The following is a 15,799-nucleotide window of genomic DNA, read 5'->3' as shown; positions in this document are numbered from 1 at the left end:
TCCGGCGGGAGGACTCGCGACCATCTCATGAACGTACTCGGCGGACCACTCACGGGCTGTTCGATGGATCCCCTGACCGGGTTCTATCGCGACGGCGCGTGCAACACCGGATCCGGCGACGCCGGCGTCCACACCGTGTGCGCGGTGATGACCGAGGAGTTCCTGGTCTTTTCGAAGGCGGCGGGAAACGACCTCAGCACGCCCGTACCCGCCTTCGGCTTCCAGGGCTTGAAACCCGGCGACCGCTGGTGCGTCTGCGTGAACCGGTGGAAAGAAGCCTACGACGCGGGCGTGGCCCCGCCGGTGGTGCTGAGTGCCACCCACGCCATGTCCCTGGAATTCGTGTCGCTGGAAGAGCTGCAAGCCTGTGCCATGGACGAGGCGTAGACAGGCAACCAGCCATCACGGACGAACCGCGCCAGCCATCACGAACGACCAAAGCATGGCCGGTTTTGTTTTATTTCCTTGATTTCGGCGGACGCGCCCCTTAAATTTGAACGCCTGATTGGTAGAACCGGCATTTGAAAGATGGGCTCGCCTTAGGAGTACAGCATGGCCAAGAGCAAGAACCGTGAACTGGTGAAACTCAAGAGCACGGAAAGCGCGCACTGCTACTATACGAAGAAGAACCGGCGTAATACGACCGCCCGCGTCGAACTCAAGAAGTACGATCCCACGCTGCGGCGGCACGTCATGTACCGGGAAACGCGGTAAAGTCGTTCCTGGAGGCTGACCTCATGTCCAGAAAATGCAAGTTGACCGGAAAAGGGCCCCTGGTCGGCTTCAACATATCTCACGCTCATAACAAGACCAAGCGGCGTCAATATCCCAATCTCCAGTTGAAGCGTATCTACGTGCCCGAACTCGGCCGCACGGTGCGCATCAAGATGTCCGTCAGCGCCTTGCGGACGGTCACGAAGATTGGACTGATGCCGTTCCTGAAGAAGCAGGGACTGCGGCTGCAGGACGTGCTGTAGCATCCGGCCTCATGTCGTCCAAGAGCACTTCATCCCACAAGTCCCAGGCGGCCGAGCTCGGACCCCTGGCCGTTGCCGTGGTAACCGTCAGCGATTCCCGCACGCCGGAAACGGACGTCAACGGGAATTACCTCCGGACACGCATCGAGGAAGCGGGCCACCGGGTCGCCGGCTATCACCTGATCCAGGATGAACCGGACCAGGTCGAAGCCGCTCTGGAGGCGAGTACCGGCGATGACGTCCAGATTGTCATATTCAACGGGGGCACCGGCATCTCGAAGAGAGACCGGACCTTCGACGTGCTGAACCGCAAATTGGAAAAGCCACTGACCGGTTTCGGCGAGCTATTCCGCATGCTCAGTTACGAGCAGGTCGGTTCCGCGGCCATGTTGTCCCGCGCCACCGCTGGCGTGTACCGCAACACGGTGGTCATCTCCACGCCCGGCTCCCCGGCCGCGGTGGAACTGGCCTGGGAGAAACTGATCGCGCCGGAGATTGCCCACCTCGGCTGGGAATTGACGCGGTAGTCGTCTGCACTGAACGCTTCGAATCAATCAGTTCGTATCAATCAATTTAAATCAAGCAAGGCCGCCCGGCCATGGGTGGGGGCGGTTCCTTTCCATATCAACACGGAGGTCTTCATGCTGTCCGCTTTTGCCGGATCACTGCCGGGTCCCGCGCGCTGCGTCAGCCCGCGTGGCTTCAGGACCCGCATCCCAATGCTCACTTTGTCCTTTTCACTGGCCCTTACGCTGGCGCTTTCGACGGCCTTTCCCCGCGAGGCACGCGGGCAGACCGATGACGAGAAAACGGTCACCGCGATCTTCAGCGAACGGCTGACTACGGGAGAGATGTACCACCTCCTGGAAGACCTGAGCAAGAACATCGGACCGCGCCTCAGCGGTTCGGAAGGCGCGGAACGCGCCGTGGCATGGGCAAAAGAGGTGATGGAAGGCTACGGCTTCGACCGGGTCTACCTGCAGGAAGTCATGGTGCCCCACTGGGAACGGGGCGAACCGGAGCAGGTGCGGATCGTCAACGTCAACGAAGGCATGATCGAGCTGAACGCCCTGGCCATCGGGGGATCGGTGCCGACCGCTCCTGTGGGACTCACGGCGCCCGTCGTGGTGGTCCACTCCCTGGAAGAAGTGGAAGAAATCGGCCGCGAGGCCGTTGAAGGGAAGATCGTCTTCTACAACCGGCGCTTCGACCAGACGGTGATCTCCACGGGTCCCGGCTACGGCGGAGCGGTGGACCAGCGAACCGCCGGTCCGTCCCAGGCGGCCAGGTTCGGCGCCGTGGGCGTGGTGATCCGGTCGGCCGGTTCGGACTTCGGCGACGCGCCTCACACCGGCGGGTTGCGCTACCTCGAAGATGTGGAGCGCATCCCCGCGGCGGCCCTGGGCTACCAGTCCGCCGACCGCCTGGAACGGGCGCTCGAGGAGCAGCCCGAAGCCATGCTCTACATGCGCCTGGACAGCAGGTGGCACCCCGACGCCCTTTCGCACAACGTGATCGGCGAGATCCGGGGCAGCGAACGGCCGGACGAGATCATCCTGGTGGGCGGTCATCTAGACTCGTGGGACGTGTCTGAGGGCGCCCACGACGACGGCGCGGGCGTGGTCCACTCCATCGGCGTGCTGCGGACCTTCCAGAAGCTGGGCATCCGGCCGCGCCACACCATCCGGGCCGTCCTGTTCATGAACGAAGAAAACGGTCTTCGCGGCGGTCTCAAGTACGCCGAGGTGGCGAAGGAAACGGGCGAGAATCACCTGATCGCCCTCGAAAGCGACGCGGGCGGTTTCAGTCCGCGGGGATTCGGCGTGTCCGCGGACGATGACGTCATCGAACGCTTCCGGTCGTGGCTGCCCCTGTTTCCCCAGAACACGATCTCCTACATCAACATGGGCGGCGGCGGCGCCGATATCGGTCCGCTCCGCAGGGAGACGGGTACCCCGACCATCGGGTTCAACCCCGACTCGCAAAGGGCGTTCGACTACCATCACGCGCCCACCGACGTTTTCGAAGCCGTGAACCGCCGGGAGCTGGAACTGGGCGGCGCGTCCATCGCCACGTTGATCTACCTGATCGACAAGTACGGCCTGAGGGACGATATGGCCCAGTAGGATGGTGGCGATGAAGACGCTCGGGGTCCTTCTCTGCCTGTTATTCCTTTCAGCGGCCGTTCCGGTTCCGGCCGAGGTTCCGCCGGGTCCGGCCGTTGTCCCGGGTCCGGCCGCTGTCCCGGGTCCGGCCGCGGCACCAGCCCACGTGTTCTACGTGAGCATAGCGCGGGTCAAGTGGAACGCCGACGATGCGCGCCTCGACATATCCGTGCGGATCTTCACGGACGACCTGGAAGAGGCCATCGTGGCGAAAGGCGGCCCCCGGCTCAGGCTCTGGACCGGCCAGGCCCACGCCGACCGCGACCGGCACGTGTCGGAGTATCTGGCCTCCCGGCTGGCCTTTCGAGTCAACGGCGTAGACCGGCAGCTGACCTACGCCGGCATGGAGGACGCCCTTGACGCCACGGCCTGCCTGGTGCAGATTACGAGTGTGGACCGCGTGGAGACGATCGAGGTCGAGAACAGGATCCTGATCGAAATGTTCGATACGCAGGCCAACGTGATGCGGTTCGAAATCGGCGGCGAGAAGAAATACGTCAACCTGAGCAAGAAAACCGTCACGGGGACGGTTCGTTTCGGGGCATGACGATGAGGATCGGCCGCGTTGAGGTCGGGGTTTTCGTCTTCGGCGCCGGCTGAATATCAGGCGGAAGATGTCCGAATTCCAGGTATATCTGCAACTCGGTTTCGACCATATTTCGGACCTGAACGCCTACGACCACATCGTCTTCATCATCGCGCTCTGCGCCGCCTATCCACTGAACCGGTGGCGTTCGGTGCTCTTGCTGGTCACGGCCTTCACGGTCGGGCACTCGATCACCCTGGCGCTGGCTACGCTCCGCCTCATCCTGGTCCCGACGGACCTGGTCGAGACGCTCATCCCCGTGACGATCCTGGCGACCTGCCTGTTGAACGTATACAGGCCGTTCGAGGGGAAAATCGGCAGGAAGACGAGCTACGGACTGGCCCTCTTCTTCGGCCTGATCCACGGCCTGGGGTTCTCGAACTACCTGAGGGCGCTGCTCGGCATGGAAGAATCGATCGTCGTACCGCTCCTGTCCTTCAACATAGGACTGGAACTGGGCCAGTTGATGATCGTGGCGATATTCGTGGCCGTGGCCTTCGTGATCCTGCGGATCCTGGGAACGCCGCACCGGCATTGGAACCTCTTCGTATCGGGTGCGGCCGCAGGCGTTTCGGCCATGCTGTTGATCGGGGCGAATTGAAGTGGAGGACGCACGATCGTGACGATGGACACGACCATAGAAGATGTGCTGGAAGACTTCGAATACCTGGATGACTGGGAAGAGCGGTACCAGGAGATCATCGACCTGGGAAAGAAGCTTCCTCCTCTGGACGATGCCTACAAGACCGATGCGTACAAGGTCAAGGGTTGCGTGAGCCAGGTCTGGCTCGTACCCCACGTGGCCGAGACCCTGCCGCCGACCATCACCTTCGACGCCGACAGTGACGCCCACATCGTCCGCGGCCTTGTGGCCATCCTGCTCATGGTCTATTCAGGGAAGACGCCCCGCCAGATCCTGGATGCCGACATCGAAGGCATCTTCAGCCGGCTGGACCTGGCGTCCCACCTCAGTCCGAGCCGGAGCAACGGCTTCCGGTCCATGGTCAAGAAGATCCGCTCGATCGCAGGCGGCGCGCTGGCCAACTAGGGACGCCCGCGCGCCCGCCCGATCCGGACCTAATCACCCATGCCGGCAACGATCTCGTCGACCTGCGCGCGGTGATCTTCGGACAGCTCCCAACCCACCGCTTCGATGTTCTGTTCAACTTGGTCCGGCCGTGTCGCGCCGCACAGGACCGACGTGATGCCCGGCTGCCGGGCTGTCCAGTGGATCACGAGCTGGGCGATGGACTTGCCGTATTCGTCCGCGATCGGCTTCAGCCGGTCGAGCACGTCGAGGGTGCGTTCGAGCTCCTCCCCCCGGAACCGGACGTCCTCGTTGCGGTTGTCGCCTTCGGGAAATTGGTGGCCCCGTCCGTATTTCCCGGTCAGCAGCCCCTTGTACAGCGGCCAGTAGGAGATCACGGCGATGTTGTTGTCGCGGCAGTAGGGCAGGATCTCCGCCTCGATGTCCCGCTTGAGCAGGTTGTACGGCGGCTGGTCCGAGTGGAGCGGCGCGTGGCGGGCGAATTCCCTCATCTGCGTCACGTCGTAATTGCTCACGCCGATGGCGCGGATCTTGCCCTGATCCTTCAGTTCGGCGAGCGTGGCGGCCGTCTCCTCGAAGGGCGTGTTCTCGTCCGGCGCGTGCACCTGGTACAGGTCGATGTAGTCGGTATTCAGCCTGCGGAGGCTCTCCTCGACCTGTTCGAGTATACGCTTCCTCGAGCTGTCGCGGAGCAGCGTCGTGCCGTCCCAGTACAGGCCGCATTTCGTCGCCAGGACGATCTGGTCGCGCCTGCCCGCGATGGCCCGTCCCACCAGCCGTTCCGATTCGCCGCTTCGTCCGTACATGTACGCGGTGTCGATGAGGGTGATGCCGCCGTCCATGGCCGCATCAAGGGCCGCCAGGGACGCGTTGTCGTCTATACCGGTCCACCCGACACCGGCCATGGGCCAGCAGCCCATGCCGATGGCCGATACCGTCAGGCCCGATTCACCGAGCGCTCTGTATTCCATGTTCGATTCCTCGATCGATTTGCGATTGACTTGATGGGCGGGAAGGACATATATTGAATATACAGCGATGTTTCCGGTACGGTAGAATATACCGCGTTGTTTTTTCGCGCCCAAACATAATTGACCCGAATTCGGGGCGGCGATCCGATTTGAACCTGCGACGCCTGAGTCTTCCTCACGAATAGCGTGGCCGGATGCGCTGACCCCCAACCAAAGGCCCATAACGCAAAACAGGGAGGCAATATGTTGAAGACCGGTTTCGCACTCATGGCCGCGATCGTCCTGGCGGCATCTCCGGCCCTGGCCGGCTCTCCGTCCATTGCCGGCGATTACGTGGAAGTTCGCTCCAACCACATCCTGGGCGGAGGCTGTACCTACTCGGCGGAAGCGGGAGGCGATGCCAACCAGGCCGTGGTGGCCTGGCACATCCGTGAAGGCGCGCTGGCCGATCTTTCCGTCGTCGCCGTCATACTCGGAAAGGGCAACCTGCAACTCGGTCATCACGCCCGCGAGACCGTGCTGTTGATCGACAGCCGGGCCACGCCGAGCCAGCGCCAGGACCTGAAGAGCGCATTCACCGCCCGTTACGGTGAGTTGTTCGGCACGGTTAAGACGGTAAAGCCCACGGACATCTCCTTCCGCCACGACGGCGGGGACGCCTTCGCCGTTACGGTGGACGGCCAGGTGCGCGTGGCCACCCGGACCATGCTGGCGACCGACCACGAGCCCAACTGTGACCGCATGGTGTGGTACGATCCCTTCACGAAGGACGCGTCGGCCGCGCTGGTCCAGACCGCCGCCCACGCGTACAGCGGTTCGGATCTGATCGCGACGTGGAGCATTCCGAACAAGCGCAGCGCCTACGTGGGCACTTTCGCCTTCACGCCGTAAGCGGCACCAAAGAGCGGCACCCGCGGCGATCATGAATCCAGAAGCCGGCGAGGCGGTATCCGTTCGCCGGCTTCTTGCTATCTACGGACGGAGAACAGACTACGGCGCTCGGACTCCTTCTGCTGATCACGGCGACCGTCGTGACGTCGTGCTTCGGCCTGATCCTGAAGTCCGCCCATCACAACGGACACAATGCCCTGGCGGTGGGCAGCCTCAACTATGGCGCGGGCGCCGTGATCTCCGGCCTGCTGATGCTCGCGGACCCGGGCTGGGTCTGGCATTGGACCACCGTGTGGATCGGCGCGGCCAGCGGATTCTTCTATTTCGTCGCCTTCCGCTTTCTGATCCAGGCGCTCCTGCAGGGCGGGGTCGCCGTGACCCTGGCCATCGTCCGCCTGTCCGTCCTCATCCCCATCCTCTGTTCCATCGTCATCTGGTACGAGATCCCCAGCCTTATGCAGACCGCGGGCATCGTTACAGTCTGCATCGCCCTGCCGCTCCTGACGCTCGGCGTGGGCAGACAGGCCGCGTTGTCCCTGCGCGGCGTCGCCTGGCTGGTCGGCGCCCTATTCATCACGACGGGATTCTGCCACCTTTCCCCCAAAGTCTTCAGCGAACTCGCGCCCCAGAGCCAGATGCCACTCTACCTCTTCACCCTCTTCGCCGTATCCGGAATCATGGGGCTTTTCTACCTCTGGAACAAACCGATCCGGGCGCGCATGCCCGAGGTGCGGTGGAGCGTCCTCCTGGGCGCGGTCAACGTCGGGGGAACCTGGCTTTTGGTCCTCTCCCTCAAGTACCTCCCCGGCACCATCGTCTTTCCTTTCGTCAGCGCGGTCGGCCTTGTCATCACCACGCTCGTCGCTATATTGTACTGGAAAGAGCAGGTGCGCGGACTGGCTTACGTCGGCATCGGCCTGACCCTGGTCGCCGTCGTCCTGGTAAACAGCGGCTGAGTCACCTAACACCCAAGAGGGAATATCGTAGTGATCCTGTCGGGAAAAATGATTCATGAGCGCATTGGTAAAGACATTTTCATTGAGCCATTCGATCCCTCCAGGCTCAATCCAAACAGTTACAATCTTTCACTTGCCGATGAACTCATGATTTACGAAGATGACGTGCTTGATATGAAGAAGAAACACCGCACGGGATCCATTCAGATTCCGGACGAAGGGTACGAGCTGCGCCCCCATACGCTGTATCTTGGCCGGACAGTGGAATTCACCAGGACGGACAAGTACGTTCCCATGCTCGAGGGGCGGTCATCGGTGGGTAGATTGGGGCTTTTCGTGCACGTAACCGCTGGTTTCGGCGACGTGGGATTTGCCGGCTACTGGACTTTAGAGATGTTCTGTGTCCGGCCCATCAGGATCTATCCGAACGTGGAAATTTGCCAGGTTTACTATCACACGCTGGATGGCGATTTCGAGACCTATGAAAGCGGGAAGTACCAGAATAACGAGGGCATTCAACCCAGTCGTTTGTATCTCGATTTTCTAGACAGCAAGTAACCAAAGCATGCACATAACAAAAGCTTGCCCATAGCGCAGGCATGTCCATCACAAAAACATATGTTGATTCTTATTTTAATCAATGTTGACAATGTTATTTTTCGCGTTTTAAGAGGTACCGGCCGCTGAGGCACCGGTCGCCAAGGTACCGGCCGCCAAGGTACCGCCCGCACGAGTGATTCCTCCAAAGGTGAAAATCCGTGATCCAGGACATCGACCGCACACGCACGGTAGTGGGGATCGGAAGCAACGTCATGGACGTGATCTACCGGGTGAACCGGATCGCGGGACCTGAGGAGAAAACCTATATCCTGCCGGATGGAACGGGCTCGGTCGTCACCGAGATCACGGGCGGGGTGACGCTGAACCACCTGGCATGGACGGCCCAGATGGGGGTCCCCGCCGGGCTCTTCGGATTCCAGGGAGACGACCGGTACGGCGCGATGATCCGGGAGGAGATGGATCGCCATGGTATCGACCGGTCGGCCATTCGGGTCATCGAGGGCCGCGCATCGGGTTTTTCGGTGGTGAACGTGGCCGAAGACGCGGACCGGGCGATCTACATGGCCCGCGGCCTGACGGCGGAGACTACGGCAGCACACGTGGAGACCTATTTCGCCGATTACATACGTTCGGCCGCCATGGTGACGACGGAGATTTCCCAACTCCCGCTGGACGCCGTCATCGCGGTACTGCGCATTGCCCGCGAGGCCGGCGTGCCCACCGTGCTGGACGTGGATGTCCCCCCGGACTTCGCCATCGACGTAGCGGGACTCGGTTCCGCTGAAGATTTCGAAGAGGCCCTTCATCTCGCCGACGTCGTGAAACCCGCCAAGGCCGCCGCACTGCAGATTGCGGAAGCCGACACTTCCGAAGAAAGGGCCGAGGGTATTTTCAACCGGTACGGCGCCCGCCTGGTGGCCATCACCGAAGGGGCGCAGGGCTCGGTCGTCACCGACGGGAAGCAGACGGTCCGCGAACCGGCGAAACCTGTTGATGCCCGGGATACCACCGGCGCCGGGGATGCCTTCCTGGGCGGGCTGATCTCGGGACTCTTCCACGGACTTTCTTTACGGGATACCGTATCGCTCGCCAATGCCTGCGGCGCCGTGTGTTGCCGCATCCCAGGGGCCTTCCCGCAACTGGGATCGAGCCGGGATGACGTGATGGCCCTGTACGATGGCGCTGGCATCCCTGCCCGGAACGCGCTCGAAACCGTGGCCGCCGCGGAAAGAACAACGGTGAAAGTCGAAGCAACCGGCGCGGCCGGACTGAAGGCCGCGGCGTCCCCCGGCGCGGCGTCCCCCGGCGCGGCGTCCCCTGGCGCGGCGTCCCCCGGCGCGGCGTCCCCCGGCGCGGCCGGACTGAAGGCCGTACAGCGGACCGCCGAAGCGCTTTCCACGCTGCATGAAGGCTTGTCCCACACTTACTTCGACGAAGCCATCGTAATCATTCGGAATGCGGAAGCCGACGGCGGGCGCGTACACGTCACCGGCGTGGGGAAGTCCCGCCATATCGGCCGCAAGCTGGCGGCCACGCTGCAGAGTACCGGCACGAAGGCGTATTTCCTCGATCCGGCCGACTGCAATCACGGAGACAGTGGCCAGGTTGCGCAAGGGGACGCGGTCATCGCCATTTCACACAGCGGAGGGACAGCGGAGCTGATGGCCGCCGTGCAAACCCTCACCGCAAACGGCGCGACGATCATTGCGATCACGGGAGACCCTTCATCCAGTCTGGCCCGGTCGAGCGCGGCGATCCTGCACGTGCCCGTGGCGAGTGAGGCCGGCCCCCTCGGACTCGCGCCGACGGCGAGCACGTCCTGTCAGCTCGCCGTGGCCGACGGTCTCGCCATGGCCCTGAAGGCCGGTCGCGGATTTACCCGGGAGGACTTCGCCCGGTACCATCCCGGAGGCAGTCTCGGAAAACGACTGAAGGATAAGAAAGGAACGCCATGACCGCGGAAGTACCGAAAGCCAGTGACGAAACCCACTTAATAAAGCTGATCGCCTTCGACCAGGACGACACGGCGCTGTTGCCCGACGGGAAACCCTCCTCCGAGGGGCTGAGCGCCATCGAAGCCGCCCTCGACCAGGGCTTGGTCGTGAGTTCCGTGAGTGGCCGCAACATCGACCGCAGCTGCGAGCCTTTCAGCGATGCGCGGCCGCTGTTCGACCGGCTCTACGTCATCGCCAACAACGGTGGGATCATTCTCGGGCCAGTCCGCCAGGGGCAGAGGCCCTTGCTCTTCGAAAAGCGCATTCAACGAGACGTCTTCCTTAACCTGCTGGATTTCATCGAGGAAAACGGATTCAATTTCGTATACAGCTGGCTGCGCGTGACGGAGAGCGGTCCCCTGGACAGCGTGATTACCAACGAATACACCCCTTCCATCGCATCCATCGAGGAACAGAGCCGCGCCGCCGTCGACCGCGACGACGACCTAATGGAGAGACTGAGACAGGGCGACTATCCCCCGCCGCCCAAGATGCTGATCCTGCCCGGCTTGGGCCGGCGCGAGGCGGTCCTGGCGGAGTTGAAGGCCCGTTTCGCATCCCGCCTCTATCTCGTCAAGACGAATCCGGACCGGATCGAAGCCATGCACGCCGACGTCAACAAGAAGGTCGCCGTCGAGTTCGTCGCGCGCGAGCACGGGTTATCCATGGATCACGTGATGGCCGTCGGGGACGGCGACAACGACCTGCCCATGCTGTTCAACGCGGGCCTGGGCGTGATCATGGAAAACGCGCAGGACACGGTCAAGGAAGCGGGCCGGGCGCAGGGCCTGGTCATCGCCCCGCCGAACCACGAGAACGGCTTTGCCTGGGCGATACGTCGGTACGCGCTGAACAACGGCCGCTGAACGGGAAGCGTCGATACCTACTGAACGGTGGCCCGTGTGCGGCGCTAACGGATTGCCTCCCATGAACATATCCCTCCTCGACCATCTCCGGTCCTCTCTACTGGTGGCGGATGGCGCCATCGGAACCATGCTGTACGCCCGCGGCGTGCCCATGGAAGTCTGTTTCGATGAAATAAACCTGAGCCGGCCCGATCTGATCCGGAAAATCCACGAGGAATACGTGGACGCGGGGGCCCGGTTGATCGAAACCAATACCTTCGGGGCTAATGCCCTGTCCCTGTCGAAGTACAGCCTGGAAGACCAGGCGGAAACCCTGAACGCCCGAGGCGTCGAGATCGCGCGGGAGGCGGTAAGCAACCGGGCCTACGTGGCCGGTGCCGTCGGACCGGCCCGGGGTCTGCCCCACCGGGAATACACCGAAGCTGACTACAGGCGGGTATATGCGGAACAGATCGCCGCCCTTGCCGGCGGCGGCGCGGACGCGATCATCCTGGAGACCTTTCTCCGGCTCGATGACCTCAAGGCGGCGCTCGCGGTCAGCAAGGAGATATGCGGCCTGCCGACGATCTGCCAGCTCGCTGTGGACCAGTACGGACAGACGGACGACGGGTTCGAGGTCGCGGAGGCCTTCGACCAGTTGCGCGCGGCCGGCGCCGACGTGGTGGGGGTCAACTGCCGCAGCGGCCCCAAGGGCCTGCTGGACGCGCTCGCGCCCGTCCCCCTCGCAGAGGACCTGGTGCTCTCGGCTTTCCCGAATGCCGGTTCTCCCGTCTACGTGGACGGCCGGTTCATCTACGAGGCGACGCCGGAGTACTTCGCCACAAGCGCGCTCCGGCTTCGCGACCAGGGCGTGCGGCTGATCGGCGGGTGCTGCGGTACCATGCCCGAGCACGTGCAAGCCATGGCCCGGGCCCTGGAAGGCCAGGAAATCGTCACGCGCAAGAAGGTCCTGCCGATTGACGTCCGGGTTCCGGCGCGTCCGGCGCGTCCGGCGCGTCCGGCCCGCCCTGCCCGTCCCGTACCCGCTCAGCCGGCGGTTGAACCGTCGATCGTTGAACTGGTCAAGGAACGGGTGACCGTCATCGTCGAGCTCGACCCGCCCCGGGACCTGGATCACGGACCCATCGTCCGGGGCGCAAAGGCCCTGAAGAAGGCGGGCGCCGACGCCCTCACCATGGCCGACAATTCCCTCGCCGTCACGCGGATCAGCAACATGGCCATCGGGCAGATCGTCAAGGAGGAAGCCGGCATCAGGCCGCTGTTGCACATCACCTGCCGGGACCGGAACCTGGCCAGCCTGCAGTCCCAGGTACTGGGGTTGCACGCCCTGGGCATCGACCACGTCCTCGCAGTCACGGGCGATCCCGTGAAATTCGGCGATCAGCCTGGGGCAAGCAATGTCTACGACGTTTCGTCCTTTGAGTTGATCCGGCTGATCAAGCAGATGAACGAGGGCGTGGGGTTTTCGGGCCGCAGCCTGAACGGGAGGACCGCGTTTACCGTTGCGGCCGCCTTCGACCCCAACGCACCCAACCTGGAAAGAAGGATCAGGAGGCTGGAAAGGAAGGTCGAAGCCGGCGCCGACATGATCATGACGCAGCCCCTCTTCGACCGCCGACAGGCGAAGCAACTCCACGAGGCGACCCGGGATGCCGGCGTACCCATTCTGCCGGGCGTCATGCCGCTGGTCAGCGACGGCAACACGGAGTTCCTCCACAACGAGGTGCCCGGATTCGTCGTGCCCGGCGACGTGCGCGCCCGCATGGCCCGCGTGGGCCGTGGACGCAAGGCCCGACGGGAGGGCGTCGCCATCGCCCGGGAACTCATCGAGTCCGTCCTGACCTACTTCAACGGCCTCTACCTGATCACGCCCTTCAACCGTTATCCCATGACGGTTGAACTGACGAAGTTCGCCCTGCAGGCCACGACGCGCAAAGAGCATGGGTGAGCATCACTAGACCCGCAAGCCGGTCGACCTGCGGACCGTTCTGTGTGCGGATTACTTGGCCCGTGGATCGTTCGGACCAGCACTAACCGCCGTAAAGCAGGCCGGCGATAATCGACCCGGCAATCACGAGCAATAATACCATCAACTTGTTGTTCGCCGATGTCACGAAATGCTCGATCTTGAGTTCCTGTGATTTGAATTTCTGCTCAACCAGATCGAATCTCCCCTCGGTTTTAGTATCCAGTTCCACAATCATTTGTTCTAGTGTTGCGAACTGAACCCCGTTCCTGGCGTCCATAGCGGTCAGCTTTTCATCGAGGACTCCAATCCTGCCATCGATCGCGGCGAACCTGCCTTCGTTCCTGGCGTCCATCTCGGCCAGCTTTTCTACAACGACCCCAAACTTGCCATCGATCGCCTCGAATCGAGTTGCTAACATATCCTCCAGTGAATGGAAAAGTGAGTTCACCTCCGTCACCGTGGCGAACACCTCAGCCGGCGATTCCTTTACCTTGTCGTCTCCCATGATTCCCCCGGTGAATAGATGGATGTGCTTGTGAATGGACCAATTCGATATGGTCTAACGAAATAGTCGGAGGTCTTCTGTAACCTCTCGCACGTTTTTTAATTCGGATTGGTCGATTCAGGCTGGGATGGTCGAATCAGCAAAGCGTACCGGGTCAGCGTAGCGTTCCCTATCAGGAAGCCGGCCGGTTCCGGTAGTAGAGGTAGGAGACGGCGATGAGTATGGCGCTCAGGCCGAGGAAGGCGACGATACGGTAGAGGGTGTCCAGGAACATGAGGTCGAAGACGAAGACTTTCACCACGGTGCAGCCGAGATAGACGATGGCCGCCGCGCGCAGGGCGGGGATGTCCTGCCACCTTCCAAGCGCCATGACCAGCGCCGCGCCAAACAGCCATGCGCCCGAGACGGCGAGTTGCCGCAGGTTATGCAACTGCTCCGGCGAACCGCCTTCCATCGTGACGATCAGGTATCTAAAATAACTGAGGACTTCCACCGTACCCCAGACCAGGAGGAGGAAGGTCCAGGCCAGGTGGAAGACAGTGTAATGCCTGCGGTCGCTCTTCGATTCTGTGCTGCCCCGCAGCATGCCGGCACAGGCAAGCAGCGCTCCGCCCACGACCCAGTACGCGGCGGTGCGCGACGAAAATACGGGCACGTATGCGGAAACCAGGTTGGAAACGTAGGCGCCGCCAAAGAGAAAGATCCCGGCGAACGACAGCGCCAACAGGGCCGTCCCGGCGTGTCGGACGGCACGATTTTCGCGGTATGCGCCGTACCCGAACAGGGTCAGCGCTTCAAAGGCCCAGATGACGACGATGACGTAAGGGGTGAAAAAGCTCAGCGGGGCGCGAACCGCCAGCAATATGGCCGCGGTCGCATGCACGGCGGCCGCGGACCGGTCGTCTGTATTGCGCGTGATCCAGGCGGTCAGCGCGAAGTACGCCAGTGAAAGGACGGCTGTGGCGATTCCTTCTGAATAGGGCAGGTAGTGCTGCGGAGTCAGCGACTGGATACCTACGAAGTCCCATATGCCTTCCGTGTGCCGCGAAAGGCGCATGAGCATCACGTAGAAACCCAATGCGTTGACGGTAACTGCGATCCATCGCCACCTGCGCCTTCCCGAATCGCCCGCCGCGGACCGGTAGAGACTCAACCAGGCGAACAGCGCCCACCACAGCACCAGGAAGGCCAGGGCCGTTGCGAATCCCTCGGGCAGATCGGCCCGGAACGACCAGGTCAGGTACGTGGCATAGGTCGCCGCGATGCCCAGCGGCTCGAGCACTCTCCAGTGGCGCCGGCTGAGCAGCACCGCGATCAGGCCCGCGTCGAGCAGGGTGATGTAGACGAAGAGGCCGAGGGTGTTCAACTGGGCGGTAACGAGCAGGAACGGCGTCAGGAATCCGCCCGCCCATCCGAGCAGGGCAATGGCCCGCGCGTCGTAGCGCAGGGAAAGCAGCAGGGCCGCGGCCGTCACCAGGGCCATCAGCAGAAAGGCGGCGGGTTGCGGAACGAGGCGGTAGAAGTCGTAGGCGGCGTAAATCGATAGGTAGAGGATCCCCACGCCCGCACCGGTCAGGCCCTGCGCGAATACGGACATGCCGCGCCGGTGAAACCGGTGGCCGCCGGCGGTCAGCAGCAGGCCGGCCGCTCCGCCCAGGACCACGCGCGCGGTCTCGTTCAACCAGTTGTTGTCGAAGGCGTATTTCAGGAAAAAACCCACGCCGAGGACGAGGGCGAGAGCACCCACGCGATTCAGAAGCTTGCCGCCGATCAGGGTCTCCCACTCTTCGCGGGTGCGGGGACGAAGCATGTGGGACAACCGGCTGGTTCCGTCGCCGGCCCGCACCTGGCCTGGAACTTCGGTGGGCGGTTGTGCGGCCCGTGCCCGATCGGGAACGTCCGTGAATGGTTGTGCGGCCCGCACCTGGCCTGGAACGCTCGTGGCCGGATGTGTGGGTCCTGCGGTCTCCGGTTCCTGCGCGTCGTCTGATTTAGATGCAGCGTCCTGTCCCTGCTCATCGTCCGACCCCGGCGCACCACTACTGGACATCTCCGCAACCGGGTCTGTTACGTCCTTCAAATAACGCCGGATGGTGTCCTCGAGATGCTTTACGCGCCCCGAGAGAGACAGGTAGGTCCCGATGAGGATGAGAAGTAGGATGACGTTGATTACTATCAGCAGTTCCATCGTACTGAATCTTATGCTATTTCCGGGTGCCGTGTCAAGTCATGTCCACCGGGGTCGGATGCGATGCGCGGCGCCGTCACCGGGATCGTCGACACCTCTCCGCGGCGCCACTTGCGTGATCG

The 15,799-nt window shown here is 62.7% G+C and carries 17 protein-coding genes; 14 read left to right on the top strand and 3 right to left on the bottom strand.

Annotated elements, in window-relative coordinates; genetic code table 11:
- Positions 1-27 precede the first annotated feature (27 nt).
- The 8 genes from F4Y38_01240 (at position 28) to F4Y38_01205 (ending at position 4,776) form a co-directional block, all read left to right on the top strand.
- The gene (locus F4Y38_01240; protein ID MXY47901.1) at positions 28-387 is read left to right on the top strand and encodes a DUF2237 domain-containing protein; all 360 of its coding nucleotides are present in this window, start codon (positions 28-30) and stop codon (positions 385-387) included.
- Between the two features lie 165 nt (positions 388-552).
- Positions 553-714: a 50S ribosomal protein L33 gene (gene rpmG / locus F4Y38_01235; protein MXY47900.1), complete on the top strand. Its 162-nt coding sequence runs from the start codon at positions 553-555 to the stop codon at positions 712-714.
- Positions 715-737: 23 nt separating this feature from the next.
- Positions 738-977, top strand: coding sequence for a 50S ribosomal protein L28 (gene rpmB, locus F4Y38_01230; protein MXY47899.1), 240 nt, complete (start codon positions 738-740; stop codon positions 975-977).
- 11 nt (positions 978-988) lie between these two features.
- Positions 989-1,504 carry a MogA/MoaB family molybdenum cofactor biosynthesis protein gene (locus tag F4Y38_01225; protein ID MXY47898.1) on the top strand — a complete coding sequence of 172 codons (516 nt, stop codon included), beginning with the start codon at positions 989-991 and terminating at the stop codon, positions 1,502-1,504.
- Between the two features lie 192 nt (positions 1,505-1,696).
- Positions 1,697-3,103 (top strand): M28 family peptidase, encoded by a 1,407-nt coding sequence (locus tag F4Y38_01220; GenBank protein MXY47897.1) that lies wholly within the window; start codon positions 1,697-1,699, stop codon positions 3,101-3,103.
- 145 nt (positions 3,104-3,248) lie between these two features.
- Positions 3,249-3,689: a hypothetical protein gene (locus F4Y38_01215; GenBank protein MXY47896.1), complete on the top strand. Its 441-nt coding sequence runs from the start codon at positions 3,249-3,251 to the stop codon at positions 3,687-3,689.
- Between the two features lie 67 nt (positions 3,690-3,756).
- The gene (locus F4Y38_01210; protein ID MXY47895.1) at positions 3,757-4,329 is read left to right on the top strand and encodes a HupE/UreJ family protein; all 573 of its coding nucleotides are present in this window, start codon (positions 3,757-3,759) and stop codon (positions 4,327-4,329) included.
- 24 nt (positions 4,330-4,353) lie between these two features.
- The gene (locus F4Y38_01205) at positions 4,354-4,776 is read left to right on the top strand and encodes a SufE family protein (protein MXY47894.1); all 423 of its coding nucleotides are present in this window, start codon (positions 4,354-4,356) and stop codon (positions 4,774-4,776) included.
- A 29-nt stretch (positions 4,777-4,805) separates the two neighbouring features.
- On the opposite strand, the gene F4Y38_01200 is transcribed toward F4Y38_01205, so the two are convergent.
- The gene (locus F4Y38_01200; GenBank protein MXY47893.1) at positions 4,806-5,969 is read right to left on the bottom strand and encodes an aldo/keto reductase; all 1,164 of its coding nucleotides are present in this window, start codon (positions 5,967-5,969) and stop codon (positions 4,806-4,808) included.
- Between the two features lie 21 nt (positions 5,970-5,990).
- On the opposite strand from F4Y38_01200, the gene F4Y38_01195 reads away from it, so the two are divergent.
- The 6 genes from F4Y38_01195 to F4Y38_01170 all read left to right on the top strand — a co-directional run bounded on the left by F4Y38_01195 (position 5,991) and on the right by F4Y38_01170 (position 12,963).
- Positions 5,991-6,638, top strand: a complete 648-nt coding sequence (locus tag F4Y38_01195) for a DUF1326 domain-containing protein (protein ID MXY47892.1) — start codon at positions 5,991-5,993, stop codon at positions 6,636-6,638.
- A 74-nt stretch (positions 6,639-6,712) separates the two neighbouring features.
- Positions 6,713-7,594 (top strand): DMT family transporter, encoded by an 882-nt coding sequence (locus tag F4Y38_01190; protein MXY47891.1) that lies wholly within the window; start codon positions 6,713-6,715, stop codon positions 7,592-7,594.
- Positions 7,595-7,624: 30 nt separating this feature from the next.
- Positions 7,625-8,152, top strand: a complete 528-nt coding sequence (locus tag F4Y38_01185) for a dCTP deaminase (GenBank protein ID MXY47890.1) — start codon at positions 7,625-7,627, stop codon at positions 8,150-8,152.
- A 200-nt stretch (positions 8,153-8,352) separates the two neighbouring features.
- Complete coding sequence (locus tag F4Y38_01180; GenBank protein MXY47889.1) at positions 8,353-10,110, top strand: SIS domain-containing protein; 1,758 nt, start codon at positions 8,353-8,355, stop codon at positions 10,108-10,110.
- The gene (locus F4Y38_01175; GenBank protein ID MXY47888.1) at positions 10,107-11,015 is read left to right on the top strand and encodes an HAD hydrolase family protein; all 909 of its coding nucleotides are present in this window, start codon (positions 10,107-10,109) and stop codon (positions 11,013-11,015) included. The genes F4Y38_01180 and F4Y38_01175 overlap by 4 nt, the downstream gene beginning before the upstream one ends.
- Positions 11,016-11,076: 61 nt before the next feature.
- A complete protein-coding gene (locus tag F4Y38_01170; GenBank protein ID MXY47887.1) occupies positions 11,077-12,963 on the top strand; it encodes a bifunctional homocysteine S-methyltransferase/methylenetetrahydrofolate reductase in 1,887 nt (628 codons plus the stop codon).
- Positions 12,964-13,045: 82 nt separating this feature from the next.
- Here F4Y38_01170 and F4Y38_01165 read toward each other — a convergent pair whose 3' ends face one another.
- Together F4Y38_01165 and F4Y38_01160 are read right to left on the bottom strand one after the other, a co-directional pair.
- Positions 13,046-13,489, bottom strand: a complete 444-nt coding sequence (locus F4Y38_01165; protein ID MXY47886.1) for a hypothetical protein — start codon at positions 13,487-13,489, stop codon at positions 13,046-13,048.
- Between the two features lie 172 nt (positions 13,490-13,661).
- A complete protein-coding gene (locus F4Y38_01160) occupies positions 13,662-15,677 on the bottom strand; it encodes a DUF2339 domain-containing protein (GenBank protein MXY47885.1) in 2,016 nt (671 codons plus the stop codon).
- Positions 15,678-15,799 lie beyond the last annotated feature (122 nt).

The sequence above is a fragment of the Gemmatimonadota bacterium genome (assembly GCA_009838645.1).
Classification (GTDB): Bacteria; JAAXHH01; JAAXHH01; order JAAXHH01; family JAAXHH01; genus JAAXHH01.
The sequence above is the reverse complement of the archived record's forward strand: the minus strand, read 5'-3'. Positions and strand labels throughout refer to the sequence as shown.

Excerpts from the sequence above, each read along its gene's own strand:
- F4Y38_01195 (MXY47892.1), top strand. The coding sequence starts at position 5,991 with ATGTTGAAGACCGGTTTCGCACTCATGGCCGCGATCGTCCTGGCGGCA.
- F4Y38_01240 (MXY47901.1), top strand. The coding sequence starts at position 28 with ATGAACGTACTCGGCGGACCACTCACGGGCTGTTCGATGGATCCCCTG.
- rpmB (MXY47899.1), top strand. The coding sequence starts at position 738 with ATGTCCAGAAAATGCAAGTTGACCGGAAAAGGGCCCCTGGTCGGCTTC.
- F4Y38_01165 (MXY47886.1), bottom strand. The coding sequence starts at position 13,489 with ATGGGAGACGACAAGGTAAAGGAATCGCCGGCTGAGGTGTTCGCCACG.
- F4Y38_01205 (MXY47894.1), top strand. The coding sequence starts at position 4,354 with ATGGACACGACCATAGAAGATGTGCTGGAAGACTTCGAATACCTGGAT.
- F4Y38_01200 (MXY47893.1), bottom strand. The coding sequence starts at position 5,969 with ATGGGCCTTTGGTTGGGGGTCAGCGCATCCGGCCACGCTATTCGTGAG.
- F4Y38_01225 (MXY47898.1), top strand. The coding sequence starts at position 989 with ATGTCGTCCAAGAGCACTTCATCCCACAAGTCCCAGGCGGCCGAGCTC.
- F4Y38_01175 (MXY47888.1), top strand. The coding sequence starts at position 10,107 with ATGACCGCGGAAGTACCGAAAGCCAGTGACGAAACCCACTTAATAAAG.
- F4Y38_01220 (MXY47897.1), top strand. The coding sequence starts at position 1,697 with ATGCTCACTTTGTCCTTTTCACTGGCCCTTACGCTGGCGCTTTCGACG.
- F4Y38_01170 (MXY47887.1), top strand. The coding sequence starts at position 11,077 with ATGAACATATCCCTCCTCGACCATCTCCGGTCCTCTCTACTGGTGGCG.
- rpmG (MXY47900.1), top strand. The coding sequence starts at position 553 with ATGGCCAAGAGCAAGAACCGTGAACTGGTGAAACTCAAGAGCACGGAA.
- F4Y38_01210 (MXY47895.1), top strand. The coding sequence starts at position 3,757 with ATGTCCGAATTCCAGGTATATCTGCAACTCGGTTTCGACCATATTTCG.
- F4Y38_01160 (MXY47885.1), bottom strand. The coding sequence starts at position 15,677 with ATGGAACTGCTGATAGTAATCAACGTCATCCTACTTCTCATCCTCATC.